This is a genomic window from Rhizobium sp. WYCCWR 11146 (genome assembly GCF_013591995.1).
GTDB lineage: Bacteria > Pseudomonadota > Alphaproteobacteria > Rhizobiales > Rhizobiaceae > Rhizobium > Rhizobium indicum.
Genome location: NZ_JACCEY010000018.1, coordinates 13,688 through 39,940 on the forward strand (window position 1 = coordinate 13,688; position 26,253 = coordinate 39,940).

Annotated in this window: 24 protein-coding genes and 1 tRNA gene; 14 read left to right on the forward strand and 11 right to left on the reverse strand. The window is 59.1% G+C overall.

From position 1 onward, the window contains the following. The first annotated feature begins 154 nt into the window (after positions 1-154). Both HX899_RS12825 and HX899_RS12830 read left to right on the forward strand, forming a co-directional pair. On the forward strand, positions 155-736 hold the full coding sequence (locus HX899_RS12825; RefSeq protein WP_181292597.1) for a BA14K family protein: 582 nt from the start codon (positions 155-157) through the stop codon (positions 734-736). A gap of 112 nt (positions 737-848) precedes the next feature. Then, positions 849-1,163: a hypothetical protein gene (locus tag HX899_RS12830; protein WP_138329977.1), complete on the forward strand. Its 315-nt coding sequence runs from the start codon at positions 849-851 to the stop codon at positions 1,161-1,163. A gap of 100 nt (positions 1,164-1,263) precedes the next feature. Here HX899_RS12830 and HX899_RS12835 read toward each other — a convergent pair whose 3' ends face one another. Further along, entirely contained in the window at positions 1,264-2,157 is an 894-nt protein-coding gene (locus tag HX899_RS12835; RefSeq protein ID WP_181292598.1) for a LysR family transcriptional regulator, read from the reverse strand. A 119-nt stretch (positions 2,158-2,276) separates the two neighbouring features. On the opposite strand from HX899_RS12835, the gene HX899_RS12840 reads away from it, so the two are divergent. Next, positions 2,277-3,278, forward strand: coding sequence for a L,D-transpeptidase (locus tag HX899_RS12840; RefSeq protein WP_181292599.1), 1,002 nt, complete (start codon positions 2,277-2,279; stop codon positions 3,276-3,278). Positions 3,279-3,368: 90 nt separating this feature from the next. Here HX899_RS12840 and HX899_RS12845 read toward each other — a convergent pair whose 3' ends face one another. Together HX899_RS12845 and HX899_RS12850 are read right to left on the reverse strand one after the other, a co-directional pair. Then, positions 3,369-3,599 carry a hypothetical protein gene (locus tag HX899_RS12845; protein WP_017960086.1) on the reverse strand — a complete coding sequence of 77 codons (231 nt, stop codon included), beginning with the start codon at positions 3,597-3,599 and terminating at the stop codon, positions 3,369-3,371. Beyond that, positions 3,596-4,951, reverse strand: coding sequence for a S8 family serine peptidase (locus HX899_RS12850; RefSeq protein WP_181292600.1), 1,356 nt, complete (start codon positions 4,949-4,951; stop codon positions 3,596-3,598). The genes HX899_RS12845 and HX899_RS12850 overlap by 4 nt, the downstream gene beginning before the upstream one ends. Before the next feature lie 687 nt (positions 4,952-5,638). Here HX899_RS12850 and HX899_RS12855 point away from each other — a divergent pair. Next, complete coding sequence (locus HX899_RS12855) at positions 5,639-7,420, forward strand: heme peroxidase family protein (protein ID WP_138329970.1); 1,782 nt, start codon at positions 5,639-5,641, stop codon at positions 7,418-7,420. 60 nt (positions 7,421-7,480) lie between these two features. Here HX899_RS12855 and HX899_RS12860 read toward each other — a convergent pair whose 3' ends face one another. Further along, positions 7,481-8,272, reverse strand: coding sequence for a phenylalanine 4-monooxygenase (locus HX899_RS12860; RefSeq protein WP_180194329.1), 792 nt, complete (start codon positions 8,270-8,272; stop codon positions 7,481-7,483). Between the two features lie 123 nt (positions 8,273-8,395). Here HX899_RS12860 and HX899_RS12865 point away from each other — a divergent pair, with 123 nt between their 5' ends. Then, complete coding sequence (locus HX899_RS12865) at positions 8,396-8,857, forward strand: Lrp/AsnC family transcriptional regulator (protein ID WP_131663815.1); 462 nt, start codon at positions 8,396-8,398, stop codon at positions 8,855-8,857. Positions 8,858-8,912: 55 nt separating this feature from the next. Here HX899_RS12865 and HX899_RS12870 read toward each other — a convergent pair whose 3' ends face one another. After that, positions 8,913-9,392 carry an Lrp/AsnC family transcriptional regulator gene (locus tag HX899_RS12870; RefSeq protein ID WP_138329966.1) on the reverse strand — a complete coding sequence of 160 codons (480 nt, stop codon included), beginning with the start codon at positions 9,390-9,392 and terminating at the stop codon, positions 8,913-8,915. Between the two features lie 130 nt (positions 9,393-9,522). Between HX899_RS12870 and hppD the strand changes: the two genes are divergently transcribed. The 6 genes from hppD to HX899_RS12900 all read left to right on the forward strand — a co-directional run bounded on the left by hppD (position 9,523) and on the right by HX899_RS12900 (position 16,801). Beyond that, positions 9,523-10,632 carry a 4-hydroxyphenylpyruvate dioxygenase gene (hppD, locus tag HX899_RS12875; protein ID WP_181292601.1) on the forward strand — a complete coding sequence of 370 codons (1,110 nt, stop codon included), beginning with the start codon at positions 9,523-9,525 and terminating at the stop codon, positions 10,630-10,632. 61 nt (positions 10,633-10,693) lie between these two features. Beyond that, complete coding sequence (gene hmgA, locus HX899_RS12880; RefSeq protein ID WP_181292602.1) at positions 10,694-12,055, forward strand: homogentisate 1,2-dioxygenase; 1,362 nt, start codon at positions 10,694-10,696, stop codon at positions 12,053-12,055. 40 nt (positions 12,056-12,095) lie between these two features. After that, positions 12,096-13,121, forward strand: coding sequence for a fumarylacetoacetate hydrolase family protein (locus HX899_RS12885; protein WP_181292603.1), 1,026 nt, complete (start codon positions 12,096-12,098; stop codon positions 13,119-13,121). Then, positions 13,118-13,750: a maleylacetoacetate isomerase gene (gene maiA, locus HX899_RS12890; RefSeq protein WP_181292604.1), complete on the forward strand. Its 633-nt coding sequence runs from the start codon at positions 13,118-13,120 to the stop codon at positions 13,748-13,750. Before HX899_RS12885 ends, maiA begins: the two co-directional genes overlap by 4 nt. A gap of 364 nt (positions 13,751-14,114) precedes the next feature. Beyond that, a complete protein-coding gene (locus HX899_RS12895; RefSeq protein WP_181292605.1) occupies positions 14,115-15,449 on the forward strand; it encodes a hypothetical protein in 1,335 nt (444 codons plus the stop codon). Positions 15,450-15,532: 83 nt separating this feature from the next. Continuing rightward, positions 15,533-16,801 carry a patatin-like phospholipase family protein gene (locus tag HX899_RS12900; RefSeq protein WP_181292606.1) on the forward strand — a complete coding sequence of 423 codons (1,269 nt, stop codon included), beginning with the start codon at positions 15,533-15,535 and terminating at the stop codon, positions 16,799-16,801. 258 nt (positions 16,802-17,059) lie between these two features. On the opposite strand, the gene HX899_RS12905 is transcribed toward HX899_RS12900, so the two are convergent. Next, the gene (locus HX899_RS12905) at positions 17,060-20,875 is read right to left on the reverse strand and encodes a vitamin B12-dependent ribonucleotide reductase (protein WP_181292607.1); all 3,816 of its coding nucleotides are present in this window, start codon (positions 20,873-20,875) and stop codon (positions 17,060-17,062) included. Between the two features lie 121 nt (positions 20,876-20,996). Here HX899_RS12905 and HX899_RS12910 point away from each other — a divergent pair, with 121 nt between their 5' ends. Beyond that, positions 20,997-21,278, forward strand: a complete 282-nt coding sequence (locus tag HX899_RS12910) for a hypothetical protein (protein WP_173862929.1) — start codon at positions 20,997-20,999, stop codon at positions 21,276-21,278. A 185-nt stretch (positions 21,279-21,463) separates the two neighbouring features. Here the strand turns inward: HX899_RS12910 and HX899_RS12915 are convergent, their stop codons facing one another. The 4 genes from HX899_RS12915 to HX899_RS12930 all read right to left on the reverse strand — a co-directional run bounded on the left by HX899_RS12915 (position 21,464) and on the right by HX899_RS12930 (position 24,754). Then, positions 21,464-22,054 carry a hypothetical protein gene (locus HX899_RS12915; protein ID WP_138390870.1) on the reverse strand — a complete coding sequence of 197 codons (591 nt, stop codon included), beginning with the start codon at positions 22,052-22,054 and terminating at the stop codon, positions 21,464-21,466. A 296-nt stretch (positions 22,055-22,350) separates the two neighbouring features. After that, the gene (gene gpt, locus HX899_RS12920; protein ID WP_138329947.1) at positions 22,351-22,845 is read right to left on the reverse strand and encodes a xanthine phosphoribosyltransferase; all 495 of its coding nucleotides are present in this window, start codon (positions 22,843-22,845) and stop codon (positions 22,351-22,353) included. A 181-nt stretch (positions 22,846-23,026) separates the two neighbouring features. Continuing rightward, entirely contained in the window at positions 23,027-23,869 is an 843-nt protein-coding gene (locus HX899_RS12925; protein ID WP_181292608.1) for a universal stress protein, read from the reverse strand. A gap of 108 nt (positions 23,870-23,977) precedes the next feature. Continuing rightward, positions 23,978-24,754: a competence/damage-inducible protein A gene (locus HX899_RS12930; RefSeq protein WP_138329943.1), complete on the reverse strand. Its 777-nt coding sequence runs from the start codon at positions 24,752-24,754 to the stop codon at positions 23,978-23,980. Positions 24,755-25,040: 286 nt separating this feature from the next. On the opposite strand from HX899_RS12930, the gene wrbA reads away from it, so the two are divergent. Together wrbA and HX899_RS12940 are read left to right on the forward strand one after the other, a co-directional pair. Continuing rightward, complete coding sequence (gene wrbA, locus HX899_RS12935; protein WP_003538774.1) at positions 25,041-25,637, forward strand: NAD(P)H:quinone oxidoreductase type IV; 597 nt, start codon at positions 25,041-25,043, stop codon at positions 25,635-25,637. A gap of 217 nt (positions 25,638-25,854) precedes the next feature. Beyond that, positions 25,855-25,939: transfer RNA gene (locus HX899_RS12940), tRNA-Leu, on the forward strand. A 3-nt stretch (positions 25,940-25,942) separates the two neighbouring features. Here HX899_RS12940 and HX899_RS34855 read toward each other — a convergent pair. Further along, a partial coding sequence (locus tag HX899_RS34855) for a hypothetical protein (protein ID WP_210273756.1) occupies positions 25,943-26,253 on the reverse strand: 311 nt, incomplete at its 5' end.

The window sequence follows — 26,253 nt, forward strand, 5'->3', positions numbered from 1 at the left end:
CTGAAGAGAAATCCGGCGGTCTGGTCTTGCCGCTGATCGTCATCCTGCTGGCAATGGCCGGTATTCTCGCCGTGCTTGTCGTTACCGGCGACCGACATAGCAGTAGTGCCGGCCGTGTCTGGGTTCCACAGGCTCAACAGCAGGGGTTGGGACAATGAAAGCCATCGCATCCGTCGCTTTTGGAATCTTAAGCTCGGTCGGGGCCTGCATGGCTGCCGCATCTGTCGCCTCCCATGTCGTGGCAGATTCTGAACCTCATGCCTTCGGGGACCTTGCTGCGCGCGATCTCTGGACGACGACGCCAGTAAAAGTCGATCCTCGGCAGCAGCGCTATGAACGAATTCCACCTCTCTATTCCAGCTATGTCACCGAGGCATCGGCCGTCATCACCGCAAGGGCGAGGCCGGATTCCGCTCGCCCGCCGACTAAACTTCAGCCACCCCAGCCAGAATTTTCAGTCGAGCATCTTGCCTGGTGTGCGGACCGCTACCGCTCTTTCGATCCCGCGACCAACAGCTATCGATCCTATAGCGGCGGGACCCGCGAGTGCATTTCGCCGTTCCAGCGGATTGTCGCCGGGGCCGATGAAGGCGTCGGCACGAAAGTGAATGCACAGGCGGCAGCCCGGTGCGCCGCTCGCTACAGATCGTATCGGCCGCAAGACAATACATATCAACCATGGGAAGGACCGCGGCGTAGCTGTGACATGTCGGATCTCGTTGCGACGAGTAGCTGATGTGGTCGCACGGTGCGGACCCGATTGCACCACCTGGTCAGTCGGACTAAAGTCCGTGTTGCAAACGCTACGGTTGTGATACGTGGTTGTATTCAGAGCTTGGAGAGCGGGGATGGCGACGGCGCTGATAACGGCAATCCAGCAGGCACAGACAAGGCTTCCGCTCTTGAGCCGGGCGGACCGGGGAGCCCTTATCGTTCGCATCCTCCGCGAGCTGAAGACGCATCGGCGGGAAGTTCTCGGACATGTGCCGGCCGAGCGCTGCGTTTGGATCGACAGGCTGATCGCGTCCGTGTCCTCCGCCATATCCGAAATCGCCAACATGCAGGACGCCGAGTTCAATCGTGTCTTGAACGAATTCGAAAAGCTTATGGCCACGCTCGATGACATTTCGCATGCCGAGAAGCGGTCGAAGACAGTTCACTGAGAGGGTCACCAGCGGGCGGCCAAATTAGCGCCTCACCGGAAGCGATCCCTGCGCGTCAGCGTTTTCCTTAAGGGCGCCGTAAAAAAGAGGATGAACATCGTCAGGCTCGATGGCGCAAGGCGTCGACGAGCGCCACGAAAGCCGGAGAGGATTGCCTTCTGCTGGGATAGTAGAGATGGTAGCCATCCCAGTGTGGGGAAAAGGCTTCCAGCACGCGTCTCAGACGGCCTTCCGCGATATGAGGTAGCGCGACGTCTTCCGGTACGTATGCCAGGCCAAGTCCGTCGAGTGCGGCTTCCACACTCTGATAGGAGTTATTAAAGGCAAGCTGTCCCTCGACCCTGATCCTGATCTCTTTCCCGTTGTCTTCGAACTCCCATGCCCAGAAGCCGCCATATGTGGGCAGGCGCTCGTTGATACAGTTGTGGCGGACGAGGTCCTGCGGATGCTCCGGAACCCCCTTGCCCTCGAAATATGAGGGTGCGCCGACGACGGCAAAAGGGAAATCAGGCCCGATGCGTGTCGAGATCATGTCTTTCGCCACCTGCTCCCCCATCCGGACGCCGCCGTCGACGCGCTCGGTCACGATGTCAGACAGCCCGTTTTCGCGTATCAGCTCCACCTTGATGTCAGGGTTGTTCGGCAGGAAGCGCTGGAGTTTCGGCCAGATGATCCACCTTATTGCGTGGTCTGATGCCGTGATGCGGAGATTCCCGGCCGGCTTTTCCCTGAATTCGGTGAGGGTTTCAAGTTGCGCCTCGATCTCGTCGAAATGAGGCCCCACGCCTTGGAACAACCGCTCTCCGGCGTCGGTGAGCGAAACGGCCCGCGTGGTACGGGTCAGCAGCCGGATTCCGAGCCGCGTCTCGAGCTGGCGGACAACGTGGCTGAGCGCCGATTGAGACACGCCCAGTTTCGCAGCTGCTCGCGTAAAGCTCTTCTCTCGGGCGACCGCCAGAAAAGCCATCAGGTCATTGACGCTCTCGCGCGGCATTCACGAGCTCCTTCGGATCGAATGGCCGTTGTACTGAATTTGCTGAGGCTGGACATTGAAATCATCGTGAACACCCGCCTGGCTCTGTTTGCACTGGAACAAGTTGCGCCGCCGGCCATTTGTCGTCCATGAAAACAGCTCTGCCGATGTCGCTGCTCGCTCTGGCCTTCTCCGTTGGCGGTGCCGCCGCGCGGGAACTCCGACCCGAAGACATCAATACCGTGTCGATTGCGTCCATCGGGACTGAGAAATCTGGGCCGGGAGATCCTGACCCGGCGATCGTCCGTCTTCAGGTTCTGCTCGACCTCGCAGGATCGTCTCCCGGCGTGATCGATGGCCTCGCCGGCGAAAACGTCGACAAGGCCGTGGCCGGCTTCGAGGCGATGAACAATCTGCCTGTCGACGGGAGGCTGGATCCTGAGGTCGCCTCCCGCCTGGAAGGCAATGCTCCTATCGTTGAGAGTTATGTCGTCTCGGCAGAGGATGCCGCGGGTCTCGTTGACGAGATCCCTGAAGACTATGGCGAGAAGGCAAAGATGCGGAGCTTGGGATATACGAGCGTTGCGGAGAAGCTATCCGAGCGGTTCCACATGGGGATCGATCTCGTGCATGCGCTCAACCCGGCTTCACAGTTTGCTCCTGGCGACACGGTGTGGGTTGTGAACCCCGGTCCTCCAAGGGAAGGAAAGGTCAAGAGGATCGAGGCTGACAGGAAGACGGGGCAGGTGCTCGCCTATGCCGCGGATGGATCGCTGCTTGCAGTCTATCCCGCAACGATTGGAAGCGAAGACAATCCGGCGCCGTCAGGCAAGCACAAGGTTAAGGGCGTCGCACGGATGCCGGTCTACAGATATGACCCGAAGCGCAACTTCAAGCAGGGAAAGAACGACAAGGTCCTGACGATCCCGAAAGGGCCGAACGGTCCTGTTGGCACGGTCTGGATCGACCTGACCGAGCCCACCTATGGGATACATGGGACACCGGAGCCGAAGCTCATCGACAAGGTGGGATCGCATGGCTGCGTGCGGCTGACGAACTGGGATGCCGAAGAGTTGGCGGCTATGGTCAAGCCAGGGGTCGTGGTGGACTTCGTCAATCGAAGTTCAGCCACGCCGAAATGAGGGGGAAGATATTGAAAATCCCACTCTTCTCTGCTTCTCACTGACGACTTCCTGCTCAGCGCCTGCGCATAGGCCGTGCCGCCTGCATGATCAGTTTGCTTGAGTCTTGTATGCAGCATCTTGCCGAACTGAAGCGACTCCCTTTACCGCGCGAAGCGCATCGAGCGCATCAGGATTGACAGTGCCGTTGACAATCATGAAGCGCTCGTGGCTTTGCACCTGTTCGAGGCCTTGCGACTTCAAGTCGCCGACGACCTCTCCCAAACTGCGGGCCTCGTTTTTGTCGATCCGAATGGTAACTTCAATCTTATCGGTCGTCATACCTCGCCGCTTCCTCTTGCCTGGAGCAGGCCCTTGCCAACATCCCTAGCAGAGGAAGATAGAGGCTTTGTAAGCTGAATCAAGCGCGCCCATAGCGCCCATCCGCGAAACTTCGGATCAGACTGAGCAATAAGAGCCGCAACGCCGGCAACATGTGGGGTCGCCATGCTGGTGCCATCCCACCGGTCATACTTGTCATCGGGCAAGCTCGAAAATATATCGACGCCAGGAGCGGCAATGTCCACTTCCTGACCAGGATTCAAACCGCCGCATGAGAACGATGCCGGCGCGAAGGAGCGATCCACGGCGCTGACTCCCAGGATCGTGGACGCGTTGGCCGGAGAACCAACTGGATTAATCTGTTGAGGACGAGTACTTTCGTTCCCAGCGGCGGCAACAACTAAAGTTCCCGCATCTAAACATACCTGCCCAATTTGCTCGTAGTCGTCACTTGGCGCATCTCCAATTTGCGTTGCAGCGCCTAACGACATCGAAATAACATGGCAACCTTCATCCAGCGCCCATTCCATGCCGGCAATGATCGACCGGTCGGTACCGAAGCCATCGTCGCCCAGCACCTTTCCAGCATAGATTTCCGCCTCATAGGCAACGCCGTAACGTGGGCCGCTGGTCGGTCGTAATGGACCGCATGCCGTACCGATGCAATGCGTTCCGTGACCGTGAACGTCGCCTTCGGAACTACGTGTTGCAAAGAGCTTCTTGGTGACTGAACGGCCGACAAAATCCTGATGAGTTTCGTCAAATCCGGTGTCCAGTACTGCTACCTTGATGCCGGCCCCGCTCAGCTCACCTTCGATAGCCCTGACAGCCTGCAGTCCCCAGGTGTTGCCGGTCTCGTCAAAGGCGGCCCGGGCGACAAGCCCCTCTGCCCCCTTTTTGCCCAATAAGCGATCGACCAGTTCGTTCACGGCGTCACGATAGCCGAGCAGGTAATCACGGTCCAAAGGGGTTGCAACGCCGCCCACCGTTGCCTGTGCGAGGTCTAGCCGCTTCGTCAGCGGGCCGCCGAGGGCACGATAGGATCGCTCCGGCCGAGCCGCGCTGACGACCTTCCGCTGCATGGCATTTTGCAACATGGGCTTCAGTCTCTCGCCGTCCCGGCGCACAATTGCGATTCCGAAACGTTCGAAGTACTGAACATCAGCGCTATCGAAATCATTTGGCACCGCCACGGCGCTGCGAAAATCTTTGGACGACGCGACACGGAAGCCACCTTTTTCGAGTTGCTGTACACCCTCGCTCCTTGCTTTGGGTGTAAATCGCACCACCATGCCAAGACCCGATGTGCCGTCGCCCGGTGCGTTGACCCTGCCTCGCGTTGATTTCGCCATGATACCAACTCTCCCCATTTTTCACGGTTTGAAAGCAATACAAAAGCCGCAAGCTCGGTGCGGCATACCCGTTAATCGAACCGAAACTCGCGGTCGGGACAGCGGCGGCCCCGCAGGTAGATCGATGCGGATTGACTGGATGTTTTTTCCGCTGACTTGCCGCGAGAACACAAAGCTTCGCCAACCGAAAATTGGAGCGTTCGGCAGGCAAGCATAATAAATTGTACCTTGTAGGTCGATTTCGGGATGTACTTCCCCTGGCCGAAATCTCGGCGGCAAATATACATCTTATTGTTGAGTTGGCAAATGAAAATTCTAGCGGTCGTTCGCCGGCGTTTCATTGCTTTTCAGGTAACCTATACTTCTACATCTCCTCCCCATTGTATTTCCTCGCTATTTTTGTGCCTGAGGCGGCTCTGTCCGATTATCGATACTGCCGTGCAATAACGGACTTGCCGCGAAAAGCGCCGGCGATACCGGCAATGGCACCGCTTATAGCGAGGCGCCAACCGCGGGGCAGGGAATACGATGCGCAAAAAACGAGTGCGCTGAATCCGCACAGACATCGACTGAGCTTTACCGATAATTTACCAACTTTAAGATGAATAATAGCCCAATATGATTAGTTGACTTCGCGTTCTAGGTGTATGAATTATCCCGCGGGCTGGAAAACGGAGGGTGTTGCCAATGGCAATCGTTTTTCAATCGCACGGGGGTGCGGAGAAAGAGCGCGCAGTTCCAGGGCCGAGCATTCGGGCCGGGCGGCCAGCGACGGGTGACGTCGCGGTCGATGAAGAAGCTGACTTCGGTTATTTCGTACCGCCATTAGATGCGCCAGAGAATTACCTTCCCAACACGGCGGAAACGCTTGGGGAGCTCGATGAGCTCGGCGAAATGATGATCGATGTTGTCGCGACGCCGACGAGCGAGGATCCGACGGAAGATTCCACGCTCCCGCCTGTCTTCACATATTGGGGACAATTCCTGGATCACGAGCTGACGGCCCGAACTGATCGCGAAGGGGCGATCTCGAGCATGGTCAACGCACACCCGCCTGTCGCCTCGTCGACAGTGGAGAGTCAGTTCAGGAATGCTCGCTCGCCCCGCTTCGATCTGGATAGTGTCTACGGCGGATCTGCCGTCGGCGAGGGGATCGATGCAGATGTTGTCAAAGTGATCTCCGGCCTTCGCCACCCGACGCTGACAAACAAAATGCGTGTCGGGACAGCCGTCGATCCGGGGCCGCTTCCAGACAACCTCGACGAACATCGCGACCTTCCTCGTTATGGCCAGGTCCAGTCGTCTGTCCGGGAGGCGGCTTTACGTCTGGCTCAGGCGGCGATGACTCCCGAGGCGTTTCAGAAATTCTCCGATAGCTTGCCCCAGCGGGCGATAATCGGGGATAATCGCAACGATGAAAATCTCGTCGTCGCGCAGTTCCATCTGAGCTTTCTCCGGTTCCATAACAAGGCCGTCGACTATCTTGCATCGCATGATACGGGCTGGATCGCCGATTTCAGCTCAGCGCAGGCTCTGACAAGACTCCATTACCAATGGTTGATTGTAGAAGGATATCTCAAGGGCGTTTGCGATCCGGTTGTGGTGGACCGCGTCGTCAAGGATCGGGCATCTCATTTCTTCAAATTCAGAGCCGAGTTCGATGCCCGGAGGCAGAATACCCGGCTCGGCAATGCTCTGCCGTTGGAGTTCTCCACCGCAGCCTATCGGTTCGGTCATTCCATGGTCAGAACCTTCTATGACTACAACAAGAACTTTGGGCGGCCGGGCACAGGTATTCTACCGCGCGCCACCTTGAGGTTGCTTTTCGAGTTCACCGGCGGCGGCGGCAGGCTGGATGACGAGAAGAAGCTGCCCAAGAATTGGATAATCGACTGGACGCGCTTTACGGGAGCCGATCCCCATGATGCGAGCGATGGGGAGCCGGCCCGGCTTGCCAGGAGGATCGATACGGAACTTGCTCCGCCATTGCATACGCTGTTCAAGGAAGGCGAAGACCAGGCCGACCAACAGCTCAAGGAGTTGTTCAAGAACCTGGCAAGGCGGAACCTTCGTCGGGGCTACAATCTCAGGCTCCCGACGGGTCAGGCTTTACACAAGCATCTCAACCAGACTGGCGCGGTGCAGTCCTCGCCGATCCAAGATGTTTCAGCATTGTTCGCCGCGAAGCCCGATCTGAAGAACTTCCTCGCCGGCACTGCATCGCGTTTCCACGAACGTACACCGCTCTGGTTCTACATTCTGGCCGAAGCCGAGGCTGCAGGCGGAAATCGATTGGGCGAAGTCGGGAGCTGTCTCGTGGCGTCGACCTTCGTGGGCGTGCTGCTTGCGGATCCGGACTCGGCTCTTTCGCGTGGGTTCACGCCCAGTCAGAGCCCTCTCAAGATGCCGGACAACTCACCGATCGACTCGATCGCCAAGTGGATGCGGTTCGCGGCGGTCATGCAATAGTGCTCGCAAGACTGTTGCCTCGCCGCACCGCGGCGAGGCAAAACGCCCTATCATCGGGGTTCACGAAGCCTTGGCTTCGAAAGCGGGGGCGAAATCACCCAGTGATTTTGCCTTGAGGATGGTGGCCTCGATATCCTGCTCCACGATCGCTTCCAGATCGGCGAAGCTGTCGATGACATAGTAGATTGGCTGGAGGATATCGATCCGGTAGGGCGTCCTCAGCACGCTCAGCAGATCGAACGGCCGGAATTCGCACGCCTTGCCTTCCATTGCTGCCTTCGCTTCGCTGGGCGATGAGACGATGCCCGCACCGAAGCAGCGGCGACCTTGCGGCGTATTGATCAGGCCGAATTCGACGGTGAACCAGAAGATCCGGAACAGGTGCCATGAATAGCCCTTGCCGAGGCGGACGGCCGTTTCGCCGAAATGCCGGACGAAATTGGCATAGCTCTGGTTGGTCAGCATGGGGCAGTGGCCGAAGACCTCGTGGAACAGATCCGGTTCCTCGATATAGTCGATATGCTCGCGACGGCGCAGGAAGGTTGCGAGCGGGAATTTGCCTTGCGACAGAAGCTCATAAAAGCGCGAGGGCGCAATGAGCGCCGGCACGCCTTCGACGCCGAAGCCGGTTGTCTCATTCAGGCGTCTGTTCACGTCGAGAAGCTGAGGCACCTTACCCGGCTTCAGCCCCAGCATTTTGACGCCGTCCAGATATTCGCGGCAGGCGGTATCCGCGAGCAGCTTCATCTGACGCCGATAAAGTTCGCCCCAGATCGCATCTTCATCCGGGGTGTAGTCATAGAGACCGTCCGGGCCGGGTAATTTGGCGGTGTAGCTGCTTTCTTTGGTCATAAGCTCATCCTCCCAGATGCGGCGATATTCCTCCAATTATCCCCCGTCTCAGCTGGATTTTCTTTTCTTTCGTGCCGGAAATTGCCATAGTGATGGCAAATATTCTCGGAAGCGACGCAGAAAATGAAAGAACCTGGGAATTTCCGCCGCAAGCTTCTGCAGCTTGTCCAGGCCGACGGCAGCCTTTCGCTGGCCGACCTGGCGGAAAAGGCCGGCATGTCGCAAAGTTCGGCATGGCGGAAGATCCAAGAGCTGGAAGCCGACGGCGTCATCCGCAAGCGCGTGACGCTGCTCGATCCTGGAAAACTCGATCTCAAGCTCTGCGTCATCGCGCATGTGACGCTGGAGGATCACCACGAAGAGGCGGTCGCATCTTTCGCTTCGGTGGTACTGGAGCGGCCGGAGATCATGGAATGCTACGCCCTGTCAGGCGCCTTCGATTACATGCTGAAGATAAGGGCAAGCGACGTGGAAAGCTACGAAGCCTTCATGACCCGCTATCTCATGCGCAACCCGCATGTGCGCACGGTGGTCTCGAGCTTTGTGCTGCGCGAGCTGAAATTCTCGACCGAACTGCCGATCTGATTAAGATATCTGCGCAGGGCGATGCCGTCGGCATCATTGTCGCGCTGTCGCCATGTCAATGGCCCGGCATCGTCACCGGAAAGCCCTCGAATGTCTTCAGCGTGTCGAGGACAATTGATGTCTTCACGTGCTGCACCGACTCGTGGGGCAACAGCACGTCGTTGACGAATTTGGAGAGGTCGGCGAGGCCGCGGGTCGCGACCGTCAGGTGATAATCCATTTCACCGGTTAGCGCATAGGCTTCGAGAACTTCCGGCAACCCGTTGATCAGCTGCGAAAATCGGCGGGCATTGTCTCTATTATGGGTCGCAAGCGTCACGGAGATGACCACCAGCATATCGAGACCAAGCTTCTGCCGATCGAGGTAGGCGCGGTAGCTGCGGATATATCCTTCAGCCTCCAGTCTCGTGCGCCGGCGCGAGCATTGCGACGGTGAAAGCGCAATCCGCTCGCCCAATTCGTTGTTCGTCAGCCTGCCGTCTTTTTGAAGTTCCTGGAGCAGACGCAAATCCAATTTATCGAGCGGCTCATCCATTGCACCAAATCTCCAAAACACTCACGGATCGTGCATAATCTCCTCCTGAAGCATAAAGAATGCAAGAACTTTGCACGCGTTTTGGGCCACACTTTGCATATCAAATGCAATCTCCTCTGGAGGAAAGAAAATGGGTCCTTTCCCGCATGATGCGCCGCCCTCGGAAATCACCGCCGACAATCCGGCCGGCACCGACGGCTTCGAATTCGTCGAGTTCGCCCATCCTGAGCCCGAGACGCTGCGCGAGCTCTTCACACGCATGGGCTATGTTGCGGTCGCCAAGCACAAGACGAAAGACATCACCGTCTGGCGCCAGGGTGATATCAACTATGTCCTGAACGCCGAACCCAGCAGTCATGCCGCGCGTTTCGTCGCAAATCATGGTCCCTGCGCCCCATCGATGGCCTGGCGCGTCGTCGACGCCAAGCACGCCTTCGACCAAGCGGTGTCAAAAGGCGCTGTTCCCTATGAAGGGGACGACAAGACGCTCGACGTCCCGGCGATTGTCGGCATTGGCGGCTCGCTGCTCTATTTCGTCGAGACCTATGGGGCAAAGGGATCGGTTTACGATGCCGAGTTCGATTGGCTAGGCGAGCGCAACCCGCGGCCCGACGGGATCGGTTTCTACTATCTCGACCATCTCACCCACAACGTCTTCCGCGGCAATATGGACAAGTGGTGGAATTTTTACCGCAACCTGTTCAATTTCAAGCAGATCCACTTCTTCGATATCGATGGGCGCATCACCGGTCTGGTGAGCCGCGCCATCACCTCGCCCTGCGGGAAAATCCGCATTCCGCTGAATGAATCGAAGGACGACACCAGCCAGATCGAGGAATATCTGAAGAAGTACAAGGGTGAGGGCATCCAGCACATTGCCGTTGGAACGGAGGATATTTACGACGCCACCGACAGGCTTGCCGACAACGGCCTGCGCTTCATGCCGGGTCCGCCGGAGACCTATTACGACATGTCCTATGAACGCGTGAACGGCCATAGTGAACCTGTCGAACGCATGAAGAAGCACGGCATCCTCATCGATGGCGAAGGTGTGGTGAATGGCGGCATGACGAAAATCCTGCTGCAGATCTTCTCCAAGACCGTCATCGGCCCGATCTTCTTCGAATTCATCCAGCGCAAGGGCGACGAAGGTTTCGGTGAAGGCAATTTCCGGGCTCTTTTCGAGTCGATCGAGGCCGATCAGATCAAGCGTGGTGTCATCGGGACTGCAGCGGAGTAAACTCACTAGTGCCGCGCATCTTTCAGACGCGCGGCGCTGGAGTTTTCGGGGAGGAGTGAGCATGGACCAGACATCGATCCAGACGTCGGATGGTGAAGCCGCGACGGCAAACACGCTGAAATATATGCCAGGGTTCGGCAATGACTTCGAAACCGAGTCGCTCCCCGGCGCCTTGCCGCAGGGCCAGAACAGCCCGCAGAAGTGCAACTATGGTCTCTATGCGGAGCAGCTTTCCGGCTCGCCGTTCACCGCGCCGCGCGGGACCAACGAAAGGTCCTGGCTTTACCGCATCCGCCCGAGCGTGCGCCACACCCGCCGCTTCTCCAACGCGTCCTATCCCCTCTGGAAAACCGCGCCATGTCTCGACGAACATTCGCTGCCTCTCGGCCAGCTTCGCTGGGATCCCATCCCCGCACCCACGGAGAAGCTGACCTTTCTCGAGGGAGTGCGGACGATCACGACGGCAGGCGATGCCATCACCCAGGTGGGGATGTCAGCCCATGCCTACGTCTTCAATCAGGACATGGTCGACAACTACTTCTTCAATGCCGATGGTGAATTGCTGATCGTGCCGCAGCTCGGCGCCATCAGAGTCTTCACCGAAATGGGCATCATGGATGTCGAGCCCCTGGAAATATGCCTGATCCCGCGCGGCATGATGTTCAAGATTCTGAAGGGCGGCGAGCAGACGGTCTGGCGTGGCTATATATGCGAGAACTACGGCGCGAAATTCACGCTGCCGGACCGCGGCCCGATCGGCGCCAACTGCCTGGCAAATCCGCGCGACTTCAAGACACCCGTCGCCGCTTTCGAGGATAAGGAAACGCCCTGCCGCGTCCATGTGAAGTGGTGCGGAAAATTCTATGTTACCGACATCGGCCACTCGCCGCTGGATGTGGTGGCCTGGCACGGCAACTACGCCCCGTTCAAATACGACCTGCGGACATTTTCTCCTGTTGGAGCGATCCGCTTCGATCATCCCGATCCGTCGATCTTTTCGGTGCTGACCGCGCCGACCGAAGATGCGGGTACGGCGAATGTCGATTTCGTGATCTTTCCGCCGCGCTGGCTGGTTGCCGAGCACACGTTCCGTCCGCCCTGGTACCACCGCAACATCATGAGCGAGTTCATGGGCCTGATCCATGGCCAATATGACGCCAAGGAGGAGGGCTTCGTGCCGGGTGGCATGAGCCTGCACAACATGATGCTTCCCCACGGGCCGGACGCGCTCGCCTTCGAAAAGGCATCCAATACCGAGCTCAAACCCGTGAAGCTCGATCACACCATGGCCTTCATGTTCGAGACCCGGTACCCGCAGCAACTGACGAAATATGCAGCCGAGCTCGAAACGCTGCAGGATAATTACCTGGAATGCTGGGACGGCCTGGAACGCAAGTTCGACGGAACCCCCGGTATCAAGTGATGCATCAAGTGAAGTCATCCTCCGGCACGGAATTTCGGACATGAAACTTGCAACGTTAAAAGACTCCACGCGGGACGGCCGGCTCGTCGTCGTTTCCCGCGACCTGACCCGCTGTTCCGAGGTCGGTCATATCGCCCGCACCCTGCAGGCAGCACTCGACGACTGGGAGCATGTGGCTCCGAGGCTCGCGCTCATTGCCGAAGGCGTCGAGACGGGCGCTCAGCCAACGATCCGGTTTCACGAACATGACGCGACGTCACCTTTGCCGCGAGCCTACCAATGGGCCGACGGCTCCGCCTACGTCAACCATGTCGAACTGGTGCGCAAGGCGCGTGGCGCCGAGATGCCAGCAAGCTTCTGGACCGATCCGCTGATCTATCAAGGCGGCTCGGACGCTTTCCTCGCGCCGCGCGACCCGATCTTGGTGGCCGACGAGGCTTACGGGATCGACATGGAGGGCGAGGTCGCAGTCATTACCGGCGACGTCGCCATGGGCTCCAGCCCGGAAGCGGCGCGCGGCGCGATCCGACTGGTGATGCTCGTCAACGACGTGTCGCTGCGCGGTCTGATCCCGGGCGAACTGGCAAAGGGATTTGGCTTCTTCCAGTCGAAGCCGGCATCGGCATTTTCTCCGGTCGCGGTGACGCCGGACGAGCTCGGAGATGCCTGGGACGGTGGCAAGCTGCATCTCCCGCTGCTCGTCAGCCTGAACGGCAAGCCATTCGGCAAAGCCAACGCCGGCATCGACATGACCTTCGATTTTGGCCAGTTGATCGCCCATGCCGCCAAAACCCGCAATCTCGCGGCCGGAACGATCATCGGCTCGGGAACGGTGTCCAACAAGCTGGACGGCGGTCCGGGCAAACCGGTGGAAGAGGGAGGAAACGGCTACTCCTGCATTGCCGAACTGAGGATGATCGAGGCCATCGAGACCGGATCGCCGAAGACCCCCTTAATGAAGTTCGGGGATCAAATCCGCATAGAGATGAAGGATAAGGCCGGCCATTCGATCTTCGGGGCGATCGAGCAGACGGTCGAAAAATACCAAGGGGCCGACCCGCAATGAACGAGGTCGTCCTTTACGACTACTGGAGATCATCGGCGAGCTATCGCGTCCGCATCGCGCTCAATCTCTTGGGCGTCGATTATCAGACAGTCCCCATCAACCTGTTGGAGGGCGCGCACAGGACGCCGGAATATCTGGCCCTCAACCCGCAGGGGCTGGTGCCGACATTGGTGATCGACGGGAAAACACTGACCCAGTCGCTGGCAATCATCGAATATCTGGCCGAGCTTCAGCCGGAATGCGGATTGCTGCCACCTGACATTGCCGATCGCCAGAAAGTCCGCGCCCTCGCATATGTGGTCGCCATGGACATCCATCCGATCTGCAACTTGCATGTCGTGTCGCATCTCATGACCATGACCGAGAAGGCCGATGCTCGCGAGGAATGGATGAAACATTTCATCGCCGACGGGCTGCGCAAACTGGAAGCCATGATCGGCAAAGCCGATGGCACGTTCAGCTTTGGAGATACGCCGACGATGGCGGACCTCTGTCTTGTTCCTCAGGTCTACAACGCCCGCCGCTGGGGCGTTGAGTTGACACCTTTCCAGCGCATCGTCGACATCGATAGCAGTTGCGCCGAACTGCCGGCCTTCCAGGCGGCGCATCCCGACCGGGTGAAACCGTAGCGGCAGACCAGCCGGGACAAAATCCGAAGACTCACTGCCTTTCCTACAACTCTCGCATCAATTGCCGGCACGTATCGGATCGCGTGGACAGGGACCTCACGATCGCGGCGAGGAGCCGCCGTTTACCTTGTATCATCACCTCTGATTGTGCTGCTTGCCAAGAAGATTGGCCCTTGTGCATTGATTATATGCTGTTGGGGTATGTCTGAAATGTTCTCGTCAAAGCTGTCGATCTTCGCACCCGTGATTGCCACGGGCTTAGTCGCATTTGAAGGCTGACGAGCTCATCGCAAAGCATTCGATGATTGCCCCCGGCAATACATACGTGCGCAAGATATGCTGCGAGTGACGACAGGAGAAATACGTGCTCGAAGGCTGGAGAAGAATGCGGAAATCCCTCTCGTTGATATCGCTGCTGCTGGCGTTCGTCGCCCTGGCCGGAGAGGGGCATGCGGCAATTTCCTACCAACGTCTCGACGGCGCGCCGGGGGAGCGCGGCCTGGTGATAAAGGGCGTGTTTGAATTCTCCGACGATCCAACGCAGCTTGTCGACGAATACACGCAGTACCAAGCGGACTACATCAGCTTTGACTCGCCCGGCGGAAACGTGGTCACCGCGATCAGGTTCGGCCGCGCCATCCGCGCACTGAATGCAAGAACGCTCCAGATCAGAGCCTTGGAATGTGCATCGGCTTGCGCCTTTGCCTTCGTCGGTGGCGTCGAAAGGTTCGCTGAGCCGGGCTCCATCGGCGTGCATCGGATTTCCCTATCCGACGATGTCCCCATGGACAACAAATTGGCAGTCTCGACCGTTCAATTGATGACCGGCGAGATCATCGGCTACCTCACCGACATGGGGGTAAGCCCCAATCTGCTGCAGCTCAGCCTGTCGATCGACAGCACCGATATACGGTATCTCACCGCTGCGGAAATGCGAGACTGGAACATCAATACGCCCGAGGATATGCCCTCGGCACAGGAAAGCGCGCCGCCCCCGCCAGGCGCCGCACCGCAGGAGAGCGCAACACCCGCCGACATGCCGTCAGACCCCAGCGCTTCCGAGGAGGTGGCCGCCTCCGAGCCCGGCGACCTGACCACGGAGGCGGTTGATTTCGTCAACCGATACAATGACGAATGGTCGAAAGACAGTGCCTCGGCGTTGGCCTTTATGAAGGGCGTCTATGCCGACGAGGTCTCCTTCTTCGGAAACTCGGTCGACAAAGACGCCGTCCTGAAGGAAAAGGCAGCCTTCGCCCAACGCTGGCCGGAGCGCATCTACAGCGTCAAGCCGGGCTCCGTGACTGCCAGCTGTGCCGGAAAATGCGAAATGTCGGGAATTGTCGAATGGTCTGCCGGAAACAGGGACACGGGTAAGACGTCCGCCGGGATGGCGGAATTCTCTTTCGTGTGGAACACGGCCTCTCTGCAGATCGAGTCCGAGACTGGAAAGGTGATCGCCACGGACAAGGGGGCCAAGGCACCGGATCGGTTGATCCATCAGTGGACAGGCCTGGACGATATCTGCCGCACGAGTGTCGATCGCGAGGGGCCCGAGACGCTACGAGCATGCAAACGGCGCGACGAACTCGGCCCGCTGCTCAATCGCGCCGACTGGTGTTATGGCCATAAGGACGAAGCCGGAATAAACTGGGAGTGGCACAAATGCGATGCCAACTCCCGCCGATATACGAGTAAGTAGCACACAGGCCCAAAGGCGAGCGACCGTTGGTTTGCCCGGCGGAAGAAATGTTGGGAAACTCAGATTCCTGAGTGAGGCCGAGCATGTCGGAAAACGAACATTCCCGATCGAACACCGTCCTGCCGGGTTCTAACGAACCCGACAAGCCGGCCGAGCGCTACCAACTCGGCCTTTGCCTTTCGGGCGGCGGCTATCGGGCCATGCTTTTCCATGCGGGATCGCTTGCCAGGCTCAACGAGGCCGGTCTTCTGGCGAAACTCGATATGATCTCGTCGGTCTCGGGCGGATCGATCGCATCCGGCCTGCTGGCCTGTCTGTGGCCACGGCTGGTCTTCGAGAACGAGGTCGCCGTCAACTTCAAGACCGAATACCTCGATCGCATTCTGGCCTTCAGTCAGCTATTCGCGGATGGGCCGAGCTTCCTGAAGGGCGTGTTCAACCCCTTCTCGAGCGCGGCGGAGGAAGCCGCGAAACTCTACGAGCGGCATCTCTTCGACGGAAAATCACCAAGCCTGAGCGATCTTCCGAGATCGCCCTGGTTCGTATTTTGCTCCAGCAATCTCAGCACCGGTTCGCTCTTCCGGATGTCGAACCGCTATCTCGCGGACTACAGGATCGGGGTGTCGTTTCATCCCGCGCTTTCGCTTGCGACCGCGGTTGCCGCTTCGGCGGCATTCCCGCCGGTGCTGTCGCCGCTGCGATTGGACCTGTCGCAGTTTTCCTGGAAGAGGGAAAAGCTCGACGACAGCGTTGGCGAACCGGTTGCTCCGGGCAGGGCGATATTGAGCGACGGCGGCGTCTATGACAATCACGGCATCGAGCCGGCGCTGAAACGCTGCGATTGCCTGCTCGTCAGCGATGCCGGAGCGCCCTGGCGCTCCTCGACCCACGGATACTGGAACTATCTCTCCCAGCTCAAGCGCGTTCTCGATACCACCGACAATCAGGTGCGGTCGTTGCGGCGCCGAGACCTGATCGGCGGCTTCAAGGCTGCAAAACAGGCCGATCAGCTTGGCCTCGACGATCTCGCGAAATCGGCTCTGCGCGCAAGAACACGCGGCGTCTATTGGTCGATCGACAGCAAGGGCGTCGAGCTCAAGCCCTACGCGTCCTACACGCTGCCGCCGTCATCGGTCGTTCCCTCGGAGGTCGGCACCTATCTCCATTTTCTGGGCGCGAAAGAGACGGAGCATTTAACGAACTGGGGGCACTACGTCTGCGACGCGATGCTCAACCGGTTCTATCAATCGCCGCTGGCGCCATCGTCCGGCCCGCCGTTTATTGCCGGAACCGTGAAGCCGTCTTGGGCGGCGAGGTTGAGCAAGCGCCTGTTCGACTTTCTTCCCTTTTAAACGAAGGCCGGAGGCCGGCTAAAGCGAGGCCAGCGGGATCCGGCGAGATTGCCCCAGCAGTCGAAAATCCTACATTAAGCCTGAGGAAGAACGAACGTATCGACCGGTACGATGATCGGCTGTTGCTGGCTCCCTTCGGCCGCGAAGCTGAAGGGGCCTCAAAGTTCCAACTTCAATATTTGTTTATGAAAGTATGAGAGGCCCGGTTGCCCGGACCTCCCACGATCTTTTTCAGAAGCGAAGAGTAGGCAAGCCTACTCAGCTGCACCCGCTCGTAGCACCACACGTGTCGCACTTCTCGCAAGTGCCATTCCGCACCATCGTGAAGTTCTGGCACTCCGAGCACATGTTGCCGGTATAGCCCTGCATGATCGAGCGCTGGCGGCGTTCGGCTTCCCGCTTCTTGGCTTCGGATTTCGCCGTTGCCGCGTCGGCTGCCGCCTTGTCGGAGAACAGGGCTGTCGCGTCGCTGGTGAGTTCCTCGGTTACCTCTTCGGCGATCTCCTCGGCCAGTTCCTTGGCGCGCTCCTCGTAGTCGCGCTTGAAGGCGACGATTTCGGAGGTGGAGACGGCAATCGTCGGCTCCAGCTTGCGGGCAGCACTTCCGGCAAAGGCAGTCACGGTGCCGGTGGAGGCGGCGCGGGCAGGGGCGGCGGTCGCCGCACCCTTGGGTTCGCCTGCCTGGCGTTCGCCGCCGGTGCCGGACACCAGCGTTGGCTTGTAGCCGCGGGTCCAGCCGGTGGAGAGTAGGTTGGTCTTGCCCTCCTGGATGCCCTTGCCAAGCGCCGTGTTCGAGAAGTCCGACGTATCGACATGCGCGAGATCGTGGCGGCCGAGATAGGAAACGGCAAGCTCACGGAAGACATAGTCGAGGATCGAGGTGGCGTTCTTGATCGCGTCATTGCCTATGACCATGCCGGCCGGCTCGAACTTGGTGAAGGTGAAGGCCTCGACATATTCCTCGAGCGGCACGCCATATTGCAGGCCGAGCGAGATGGCGATGGCGAAATTGTTCATCATCGCACGGAAGGCGGCACCTTCCTTGTGCATGTCGATGAAGATCTCGCCGATGCGGCCGTCGCCGAATTCGCCGGTGCGCAGATAGACCTTATGTCCGCCGACGGCGGCCTTCTGGGTATAGCCCTGGCGGCGGTTCGGCAGCTTCTCGCGTTCGCGCGAAACGCGTTCGATCACCCGTTCGATGATTTTCTCGGTGACGGTGACGGCCTGGGCGGCCAGCGGCGCCTGCAGCAGTTCCTCCAGCGCATCCTCGTCGTCCTCGTCCTCGATCAGCGAGGAGTTGAGCGGCTGCGACAGCTTCGAGCCGTCGCGATAGAGCGCGTTGGCCTTGAGACCAAGCTTCCAGGACAGCATGTAGGCGTTCTTGCAATCCTCGACGGTCGCCTCGTTCGGCATGTTGATCGTCTTGGAAATCGCGCCGGAGATGAACGGCTGGGCCGCCGCCATCATGCGGATGTGGCTTTCCACCGAGAGATAGCGCTTGCCGATCTTGCCGCAGGGATTGGCGCAATCGAAGACCGGCAGGTGTTCCGCCTTGAGGAAGGGCGCGCCTTCCAGCGTCATCGCACCGCAGACATGGATGTTGGCGGCTTCGATGTCCTTCTTCGAGAAGCCGATATGGTCGAGCAGGCTGAAGCTCATGTCGGCGAGCTGTTCGTCGGAAACCTTCAGCGTCTCCTTCAGGAAGTCGGCGCCGAGCGTCCACTGGTTGAAGACGAACTTGATGTCGAAGGCGCTCTTCAGCGCGGCGTTGACGGCTTCCACCTTCTCGTCGGTGAAGCCCTTGGCCTTCAGCGTCGACGGATTGACAGCCGGCGCCTGGTTCAGGTTGCCGTGGCCGACGGCATAGGCCTCGATCTCGGCGATCTGGCTTTCCGAATAGCCGAGCGTGCGCAGCGCGTCGGGCACGGCGCGGTTGATGATCTTGAAGTAGCCGCCGCCGGCGAGCTTCTTGAACTTGACGAGGGCGAAGTCGGGCTCGATGCCTGTCGTGTCGCAATCCATGACGAGACCGATCGTGCCGGTGGGCGCGATGACCGAGACCTGCGCATTGCGGTAGCCATGCTGTTCACCAAGCTCGAGCGCCTTGTCCCAGGCCGATTTGGCGTGAGCGACGAGATCCTGGTCCGGGTTTTCCGAATGGATCAGCGCGACCGGGTTGATCGACAGCGCCTCATAGCCGGAGCTCTCGCCATACGCCGCACGGCGATGGTTGCGAATGACCTTGAGCATGCTCTCGCGGTTCGGCGCGAAGTTCGGGAACGGCCCGAGCTCGGCGGCCATTTCGGCCGAGGTCGCATAGCAGATGCCGGTCATGATCGCGGTCAGCGAGCCGGCAATGGCGCGGGCCTCAGTGGAGTCGTAGGGAATTCCTGATGACATCAGCAGGCCGCCGATATTGGCGTAGCCGAGGCCGAGCGTGCGGTATTCGTAGGAGAGTTCGGCAATGCGCTTCGAAGGGAACTGCGCCATCATCACCGAGACTTCGAGCACGACGGTCCACAGGCGAACCGCATGTTCGTAATCGGCGATGTTGATGCGCTTGGTCGCCTTGTCCTTGAACTGCAGCAGGTTCAGCGAGGCAAGGTTGCAGGCCGTGTCGTCGAGGAACATGTATTCCGAGCACGGGTTCGAGCCGCGGATCGGACCGCCGGCCGGCGAGGTGTGCCAGTCGTTCATCGTCGTGTTGAAATGGATGCCCGGATCGGCCGAAGCCCATGCAGCGTAGGAAATGGTTTCCCAGAGATCGCGGGCCTTCAGCGTCTTCATCACCCTGCCGTCCTTGCGGGCGGTCAGGTTCCATTCGCCATCATTCTCGACGGCGCGCAGGAAGTCGTCCTTGATCGAGACGGAATTGTTGGAGTTCTGGCCGGATACCGTGAGGTAGGCTTCGGAATCCCAATCCGTGTCGTAGGTCTTGAATTGGAGATCCTTGTAGCCCTGGCGGGCGAACTGGATGACGCGCTGGACATAGTTCTCGGGAACCTGGTCCTTTTTGGCGGCGCGAATTTCGCGCTTCAGGGCAGGGTTCTTGGTGGGGTCGTAGCAATCGCCGTTGTCGCCGCCTTCGCAATTGAAGCAGGCCTTCATGATCGCCTTCAGATGCTTGGCGACAACCTTCGAGCCGGTCACGAGAGCCGCAACCTTCTGCTCTTCCTTGACCTTCCAGTTGATGTATTCCTCGATATCGGGATGGTCGATGTCGACGACCACCATCTTGGCGGCGCGGCGCGTCGTGCCGCCCGATTTGATGGCGCCGGCGGCGCGGTCGCCGATCTTCAGGAAGCTCATTAGGCCGGAGGAGCGGCCGCCGCCGGAAAGCTTTTCGCCTTCGCCACGCAGCATCGAGAAATTGGAGCCGGTGCCGGAGCCGTATTTGAACAGGCGCGCTTCACGCACCCAGAGGTCCATGATGCCGCCTTCGTTGACGAGATCGTCCTCGACAGACTGGATGAAGCAAGCATGCGGCTGCGGGTGTTCGTAGGCCGACTTCGACTTGGTCAGCTTGCCGGTGAAGGGATCGACGTAGAAATGGCCTTGGCCGGGGCCGTCAATGCCATAGGCCCAGTGCAGGCCGGTGTTGAACCACTGCGGCGAGTTCGGGGCGACGCGCTGGGTGGCGAGCATATAGGCAAGCTCGTCTTTGAAGGCCGAGGCATCTTCCTCGGAGGAGAAATATCCGCCCTTCCAGCCCCAATAGGTCCAGGTGCCGGCAAGACGGTCGAAGACCTGGCGCGCATCGATTTCGGAGCCGGTCTGCTCGTCCTTAGACAGGGTCTTCAGCGCAGCATCGTCGGGAACGGAGCGCCACAGGAAAGAAGGAACATCGTTTTCCTCGACCTTCTTCAGCCGGGTGGGAACGCCGGCCTTGCGGAAATACTTCTGCGCCAGAACGTCGGTCGCGACCTGGGAGAACTGCGCGGGAACGTCGATGTTCTCGAGGCGGAACACGATCGAACCGTCGGGGTTCTTGATCTCGCTCGTCGCCTTGCGGAATTCGATATCCGCATAGGCGCCTTGGCCGGCCTTTGTGAAACGACGTTCGATGCGCATGGTCTTGACCTCGTGTTGGCGCCCGGTCCCCGCGACCTCGGCGCAAAATTCCTATCCGGCGGCACTTTGTCGTCGCGCAGCCAGTCTCGTTTCCGTATCGTGACAGGGGTGTCATCCGGAGATGATCTTCCTGTATCTTGTGGTGATGGTGGCTGCAAACACTAAATATAGTATTAACAGCTTATTATCGCCAGTCCCAATGTCACTTTTTTTGGAGGCTGAAAACCTCGCAGAAATCCTGTCGGGCATGAACCGTTCCCGGTCCATCGCCCTGATTCCGCGTCCTAATTTTCAAAAGGGAACCGGGCTCGTTACCTCCGGTCCTGTCGCCGCCGCAACATCAGGATCAGTAAAGTTTGAAACAGCTGATTCCGTCAAGGGCTGGCTTTTAATTGATTGCTAACCACAACATGTTGTGGATGCGCCTGTGGAGATTGGGGAAAGCCGGGGAGCGCTGATATTACAATGGCTTGCAGGAGTTGCCGGCTAAGGAAAAGGTCTGAACGGCAAAAAAGCGTCCTGCGGCAAATCTTGTGATGGCATTTCCGGCCCAAATGCGCATGGCGATTCGCCGGTGCAATAAGAGCTTTAAAGCGCATCGATGGCGATGGTGACGATGGCGACGCCAATCGGCCTGTTCTCTTCGTCCATCACGACGAAGCTCGCCTGCGTTTCCAGATTCTGGGTGGAGTCGTTGCGTTCGGCCCGGTCGATGAAGATCTCCCGGGAGCTGTTGGCGAAGGTTCTGAGATATTTCTCCTCGTCGCCCTGCCAATAGTCGGCGGTGATGGTGCTCTGCCCGACATTCAGCCCGTGGCTGTCGGTGACGAAAAATTCGATGATCGCGCCCTGCGAGGCGTCCTGCTTGGCTTTCAGGTAATGCGACACGGATTTGTCGAGCAGCAGCTTGACCATATGCAGGTGGTGCTGATCGACCTCCGACCGGTAGGTCTCGTCGAGCACCCGCATATCCATTTCGCTGACATCGCCGAATTTCGCGTTCTGCTCGGCAATGGCTTTCAGCACCAATGGCGTTTCCACTATTGGCCGGATCCGCTTCTCGACATAGTCCCGCACGAGGGGAATATAGGCAGGTTCAGCGCGGACAGGCGCCAGCGGCAACAGAAAGGCCGCCAGCCCGGCAGTCACAACCGCTCTTACATGCCCCCACCGCGCCATCTTGTTTCCTTGTACCGTATCGATCGTTGCACGCTTTAAGCGCAATTTGACACGATTCGCACGCCCTGCAGCGCCGCGCGTCTTTTCGAGAGCCGCAAAGGACGCTGTATCACTTTGAATTGCTGCATAATTTCATCCTTGAATCGATTCCGATTGAAGGAATTAGACAGCAGTCTATGAGTAAAAGATAAAATAGATGTGCAGATCCCGATAGCGGATTCAGGAAACCTCGCTGACAAAATCTGGAACAATTTCAAGTGGTAAATACGAGGGGTGCGCGCCGTGATCGGTGGCGATCAGCCTGCGCCCTTGGCGATCGGCTCCTGATAGGTGAAGCCCATGTCCCAGGGGAAGTAGATCCAGGTATCCTGGCTGACCTCGGTGATGAAAGTGTCGACGGTCGGCACGCCCTTCGGCTTGGCGTAGACGCAGGCGAAATGTGCCTTCGGCAGCATGGTGCGCACCTGTGCGGCGGTCTTGCCGGTATCGGTCAGATCGTCGACGACCAGCACGGTTTCGCCGCCATTCTCCATAAGTTCGGGCGCGATTCCCTTGAGCAGCACCATGTCGCCCTGGTTCACATAGTCATGATAGGAAGCGACGCAGACGGTCTCGATCAGCCGGATGTTCAGCTCGCGCGAGATGATCGCAGCCGGAACGAGGCCGCCGCGGGTGATGCAGACGATCGCCTTGAACGTCTGATTCAAGCCGGCAAGCCGCCAGGCAAGGGCGCGCGCATCGCGGTGGAACTGATCCCAGGAAACGGGAAAGGCTTTATCGGGAAGGGACATTGGGCTGCTCCGCGGCATGAAAAAACGACACGCCGTTTGCCGGCGACCGGATGGGCTTGAAGCGGCGATTGGCAAAACGCAAATCGCGCAGCCGGAACTGCGCGAGATGGGGCCGAGGCTCGAAGCTGTCATCGGTCGCCGCAATTAGCGGGATTTGCCGGCAAAAGGCAAGAGCAGCCAATCAACGCGATAACAGGGTCAGCGCCGTCATCGATTGCAGCAGGGTCTTCGTCGTGCCGCCGAAGATCATCTGCCAGAGCCAGGAATGCGTATAGGCGCCCATGACGAGAAGATCGATGCTGCTGTCCGAAAGCCGGTTCTCGATGACATGCGATGCGCTCTTATCCACACTCTGGGCCGTCGAAAGCGTCGCCTTCACGCCATGACGTGCCAGCGTCGCGGCGATGTCGGCGCCAGCGGTCAGCGGCGATTGCAGCGCCGTGTCGGCCGGATCGACCGAAAAGATCTCCACCTCGTCGGCGGCTTTGAGGATCGGCAGTGCGTCGAAGGTCGCGCGCGCCGCCTCCTTCGAGCCGTTCCAGGCGATCAGCACGCGCTTGATCTGCTTCGGCTGGCGGATGATATAGGGGATTATCAGCACCGGCCGGCCGGTTTCGAAAAGGAAACTGTCGACGTCGACGTGGCTGTCGGAAGGTTTGGCCGGGTCGGCCTGCGAGGCGATCAGGAGGTCGGCGCTGCGCGCACTTTCGATCAGCGGGGCGGAGCCGTATCCGGTTGATGTGGCAAAGCTGCGCCATTCGAAGGAGGCGCCGGATGCCTCCGCTTTGGCCCTGAAGATGCGCTCAACCGCAATCGTTTCACTGTGCGCCATGTCCTGCAGCGCCTGCACGGCAACGGGATCGGGAATTTCCATCGGCGCGACCAGCGGCACGGCGGAGATGATTTCGGCATGCAGGCCGATCACATGGGCGCCGCTTTCGGCGGCGATGGCAAAGGCGAAATCGGCAACCGCAGAACTATTGTCGGATGTATCGAGAATGGCGAGAATGGTTTTGTAAGACATATCAATTCTCCTTGCGCTGAAATGGCTTGCGCGAGGGAAGGAGTGCGCCGGACCGTTCGCCTGTTCCTTGATCGGGATCAAGGATGGCCTTGAGTTCCGGCGTTGCCCTCAAGCCTCGGCGGAATGGTTTTCGGCGATGTCCTTCCTTTGGCGGATGGCGTCGATCATCGCCTGCACCTCGGCGCCGGCTGCATCGATTGCCGCCTGCGAGCGGCCGCGCACGACGATCTCGGTCGAAAATTTCTGGCCAATATAGCGCGGGTAGGAACCGATGCTGGTGTCCGGATGTGCCTTCTGGATCGCGGTCAAGGGCGTGCCGATCTCGCCTTCGCCGTAAGGGCAGGCGATAGCGAGCGAAAGCACCGGCGTGCCTGTTCGAAGCATCGGCAGCACATTGTCGACCATCGCCTGGAACACCTGCGGCACGCCGGCCATGACATGGACATTGCCGATGATGAAGCCAGGAGCCGTCGAGACCGGATTGGCAATATGGACGGCCCCGCGTGGCATGCGCGCCATGCGCTGGCGCGCCTCGGTGAATTCCATCTCGCGGCGGCGGTACATCTCGGCAAGCAGCGTCATTGCTGTTTCGTCGTATTCGCAGGGCACGCCGAAAGCCTTGGAGATAGCATCGGCGGTGATGTCGTCATGCGTCGGCCCGATGCCGCCCGAGGTGAAGACGTAATCATATTTGCCGCGAAGCGCGTTCAACGCCTCGACGATCGCGTCCTCGTCGTCGGCGACGATGCGCACTTCCTTGAGGTCGATGCCGGAAAGCGTCAGCAAATCGGCGAGGTGGCCGATATTTTTATCCTTGGTGCGGCCGGAGAGAAGTTCGTCGCCGATGGCGAGCATGGCGGCGGTGACGACGATGTCTTGGCTCATGAGATGTTCCGTGATCTGAGGCTGGTGAATAGGTAGCGCCGTTCGCTCGCTTTGCAAACACCAGAGCATGATGCCGAAAAGTGCAGGCGATTTTCGGACGACATCATGCGCTAACTCCTTAATTCGGGCGATGCGTCATTTTTGCCGAAATGAAAATCGCAAGCGAATTTTCGTCTCCGGGTGGTGAACACTGAGTTCTTGAGGGCAGGGCTGTGTTCGCCCAGACGCGCTGATAGAAATCGCGTCGGGCACGAAATTCAACCCGATGTTTCAAGGAAGATAGAAGATGGCGAAGGTTCTCGTCCTTTATTATTCGGCTTACGGCCATATCGAAACCATGGCCTATGCGGTCGCCGAAGGCGCGAAGTCGGCCGGTGCCGAGGTCACTGTCAAGCGCGTTCCGGAACTGGTTCCGGAAGACGTCGCCAAGGCTTCCTATTACAAGGTCGACCAAGCCGCTCCGATTGCCACCGTCGACGAACTGGCGGACTATGACGCGATCATCGTCGGCGCCGGCACCCGCTTCGGCACGGTCGCCTCGCAGATGCGCAATTTCTGGGATCAGACGGGCGGCCTCTGGTTCGCGGGCAAACTCGTCGGCAAGCTCGGTTCGGTCTTCACCTCTTCGGCCACCCAGCACGGCGGCCAGGAATCGACCATCCTCGGCTTCATCCCGACCTTCCTGCACCAGGGCATGGTCGTTGCCGGCCTGCCTTATGCCTTCCAGGGCCAGATGGGCACCGAGGAAGTCAAGGGCGGCTCGCCCTACGGCGCCTCCACCATCACTAACGGCGACGGCTCGCGCCAGCCTTCCGAGATCGAGCTGGAAGGCGCGAAATACCAGGGCGCCCACGTTGCCAAGCTTGCTGCCAAGCTCGCCTGATCTTTGACGCTGGAATGATAAAGGCGCGGCGGGCATGGGGCTCGCCGCGCCTTTTCTGTTTTTTCCCACGACAGTCTGGGCAGCCTTCATCGGCGAGGGCTTTCGGGAGGGAATGCCTCGCCGATCATTCGTCGGTGCTGCCGGCAAAACAGGCATGATTTTTACGCCTCGCGGCTCTTCCCATCGCCCATGACGCAAGATATTGAAAATGCCGCAAGCGGGCGTGGCGAAACTGGTAGACGCAAGGGACTTAAAATCCCTCGGCCTTGGCTGTACGGGTTCGACCCCCGTCGCCCGCACCACCTTCATAATCCTGTTTGAATATGCCTGTATTGAATCTGCTTGTATATTGTGCATAAAAGCAAGTTATCGCTTGACAAAGGAATTTCCGGCGTAACGATTGCGCCGCGACAGTTAAGTAAGGGTTGTCTTGTGGGAGTAAGACGATGGTTTACGATTGGAATGGGACTAAGGTTCGGCGCATCCGCATCTTCAAGACCAGTGTTGCACTTGTTCTGGGGACTGCGATAGCCGCGATACCGCTGTTCTTCTGGGCAATGCATTTGCGCGGTTTCTAGAGCGTCCTTAGCGCGTCCTAGAAGACGCGCTAAGGACG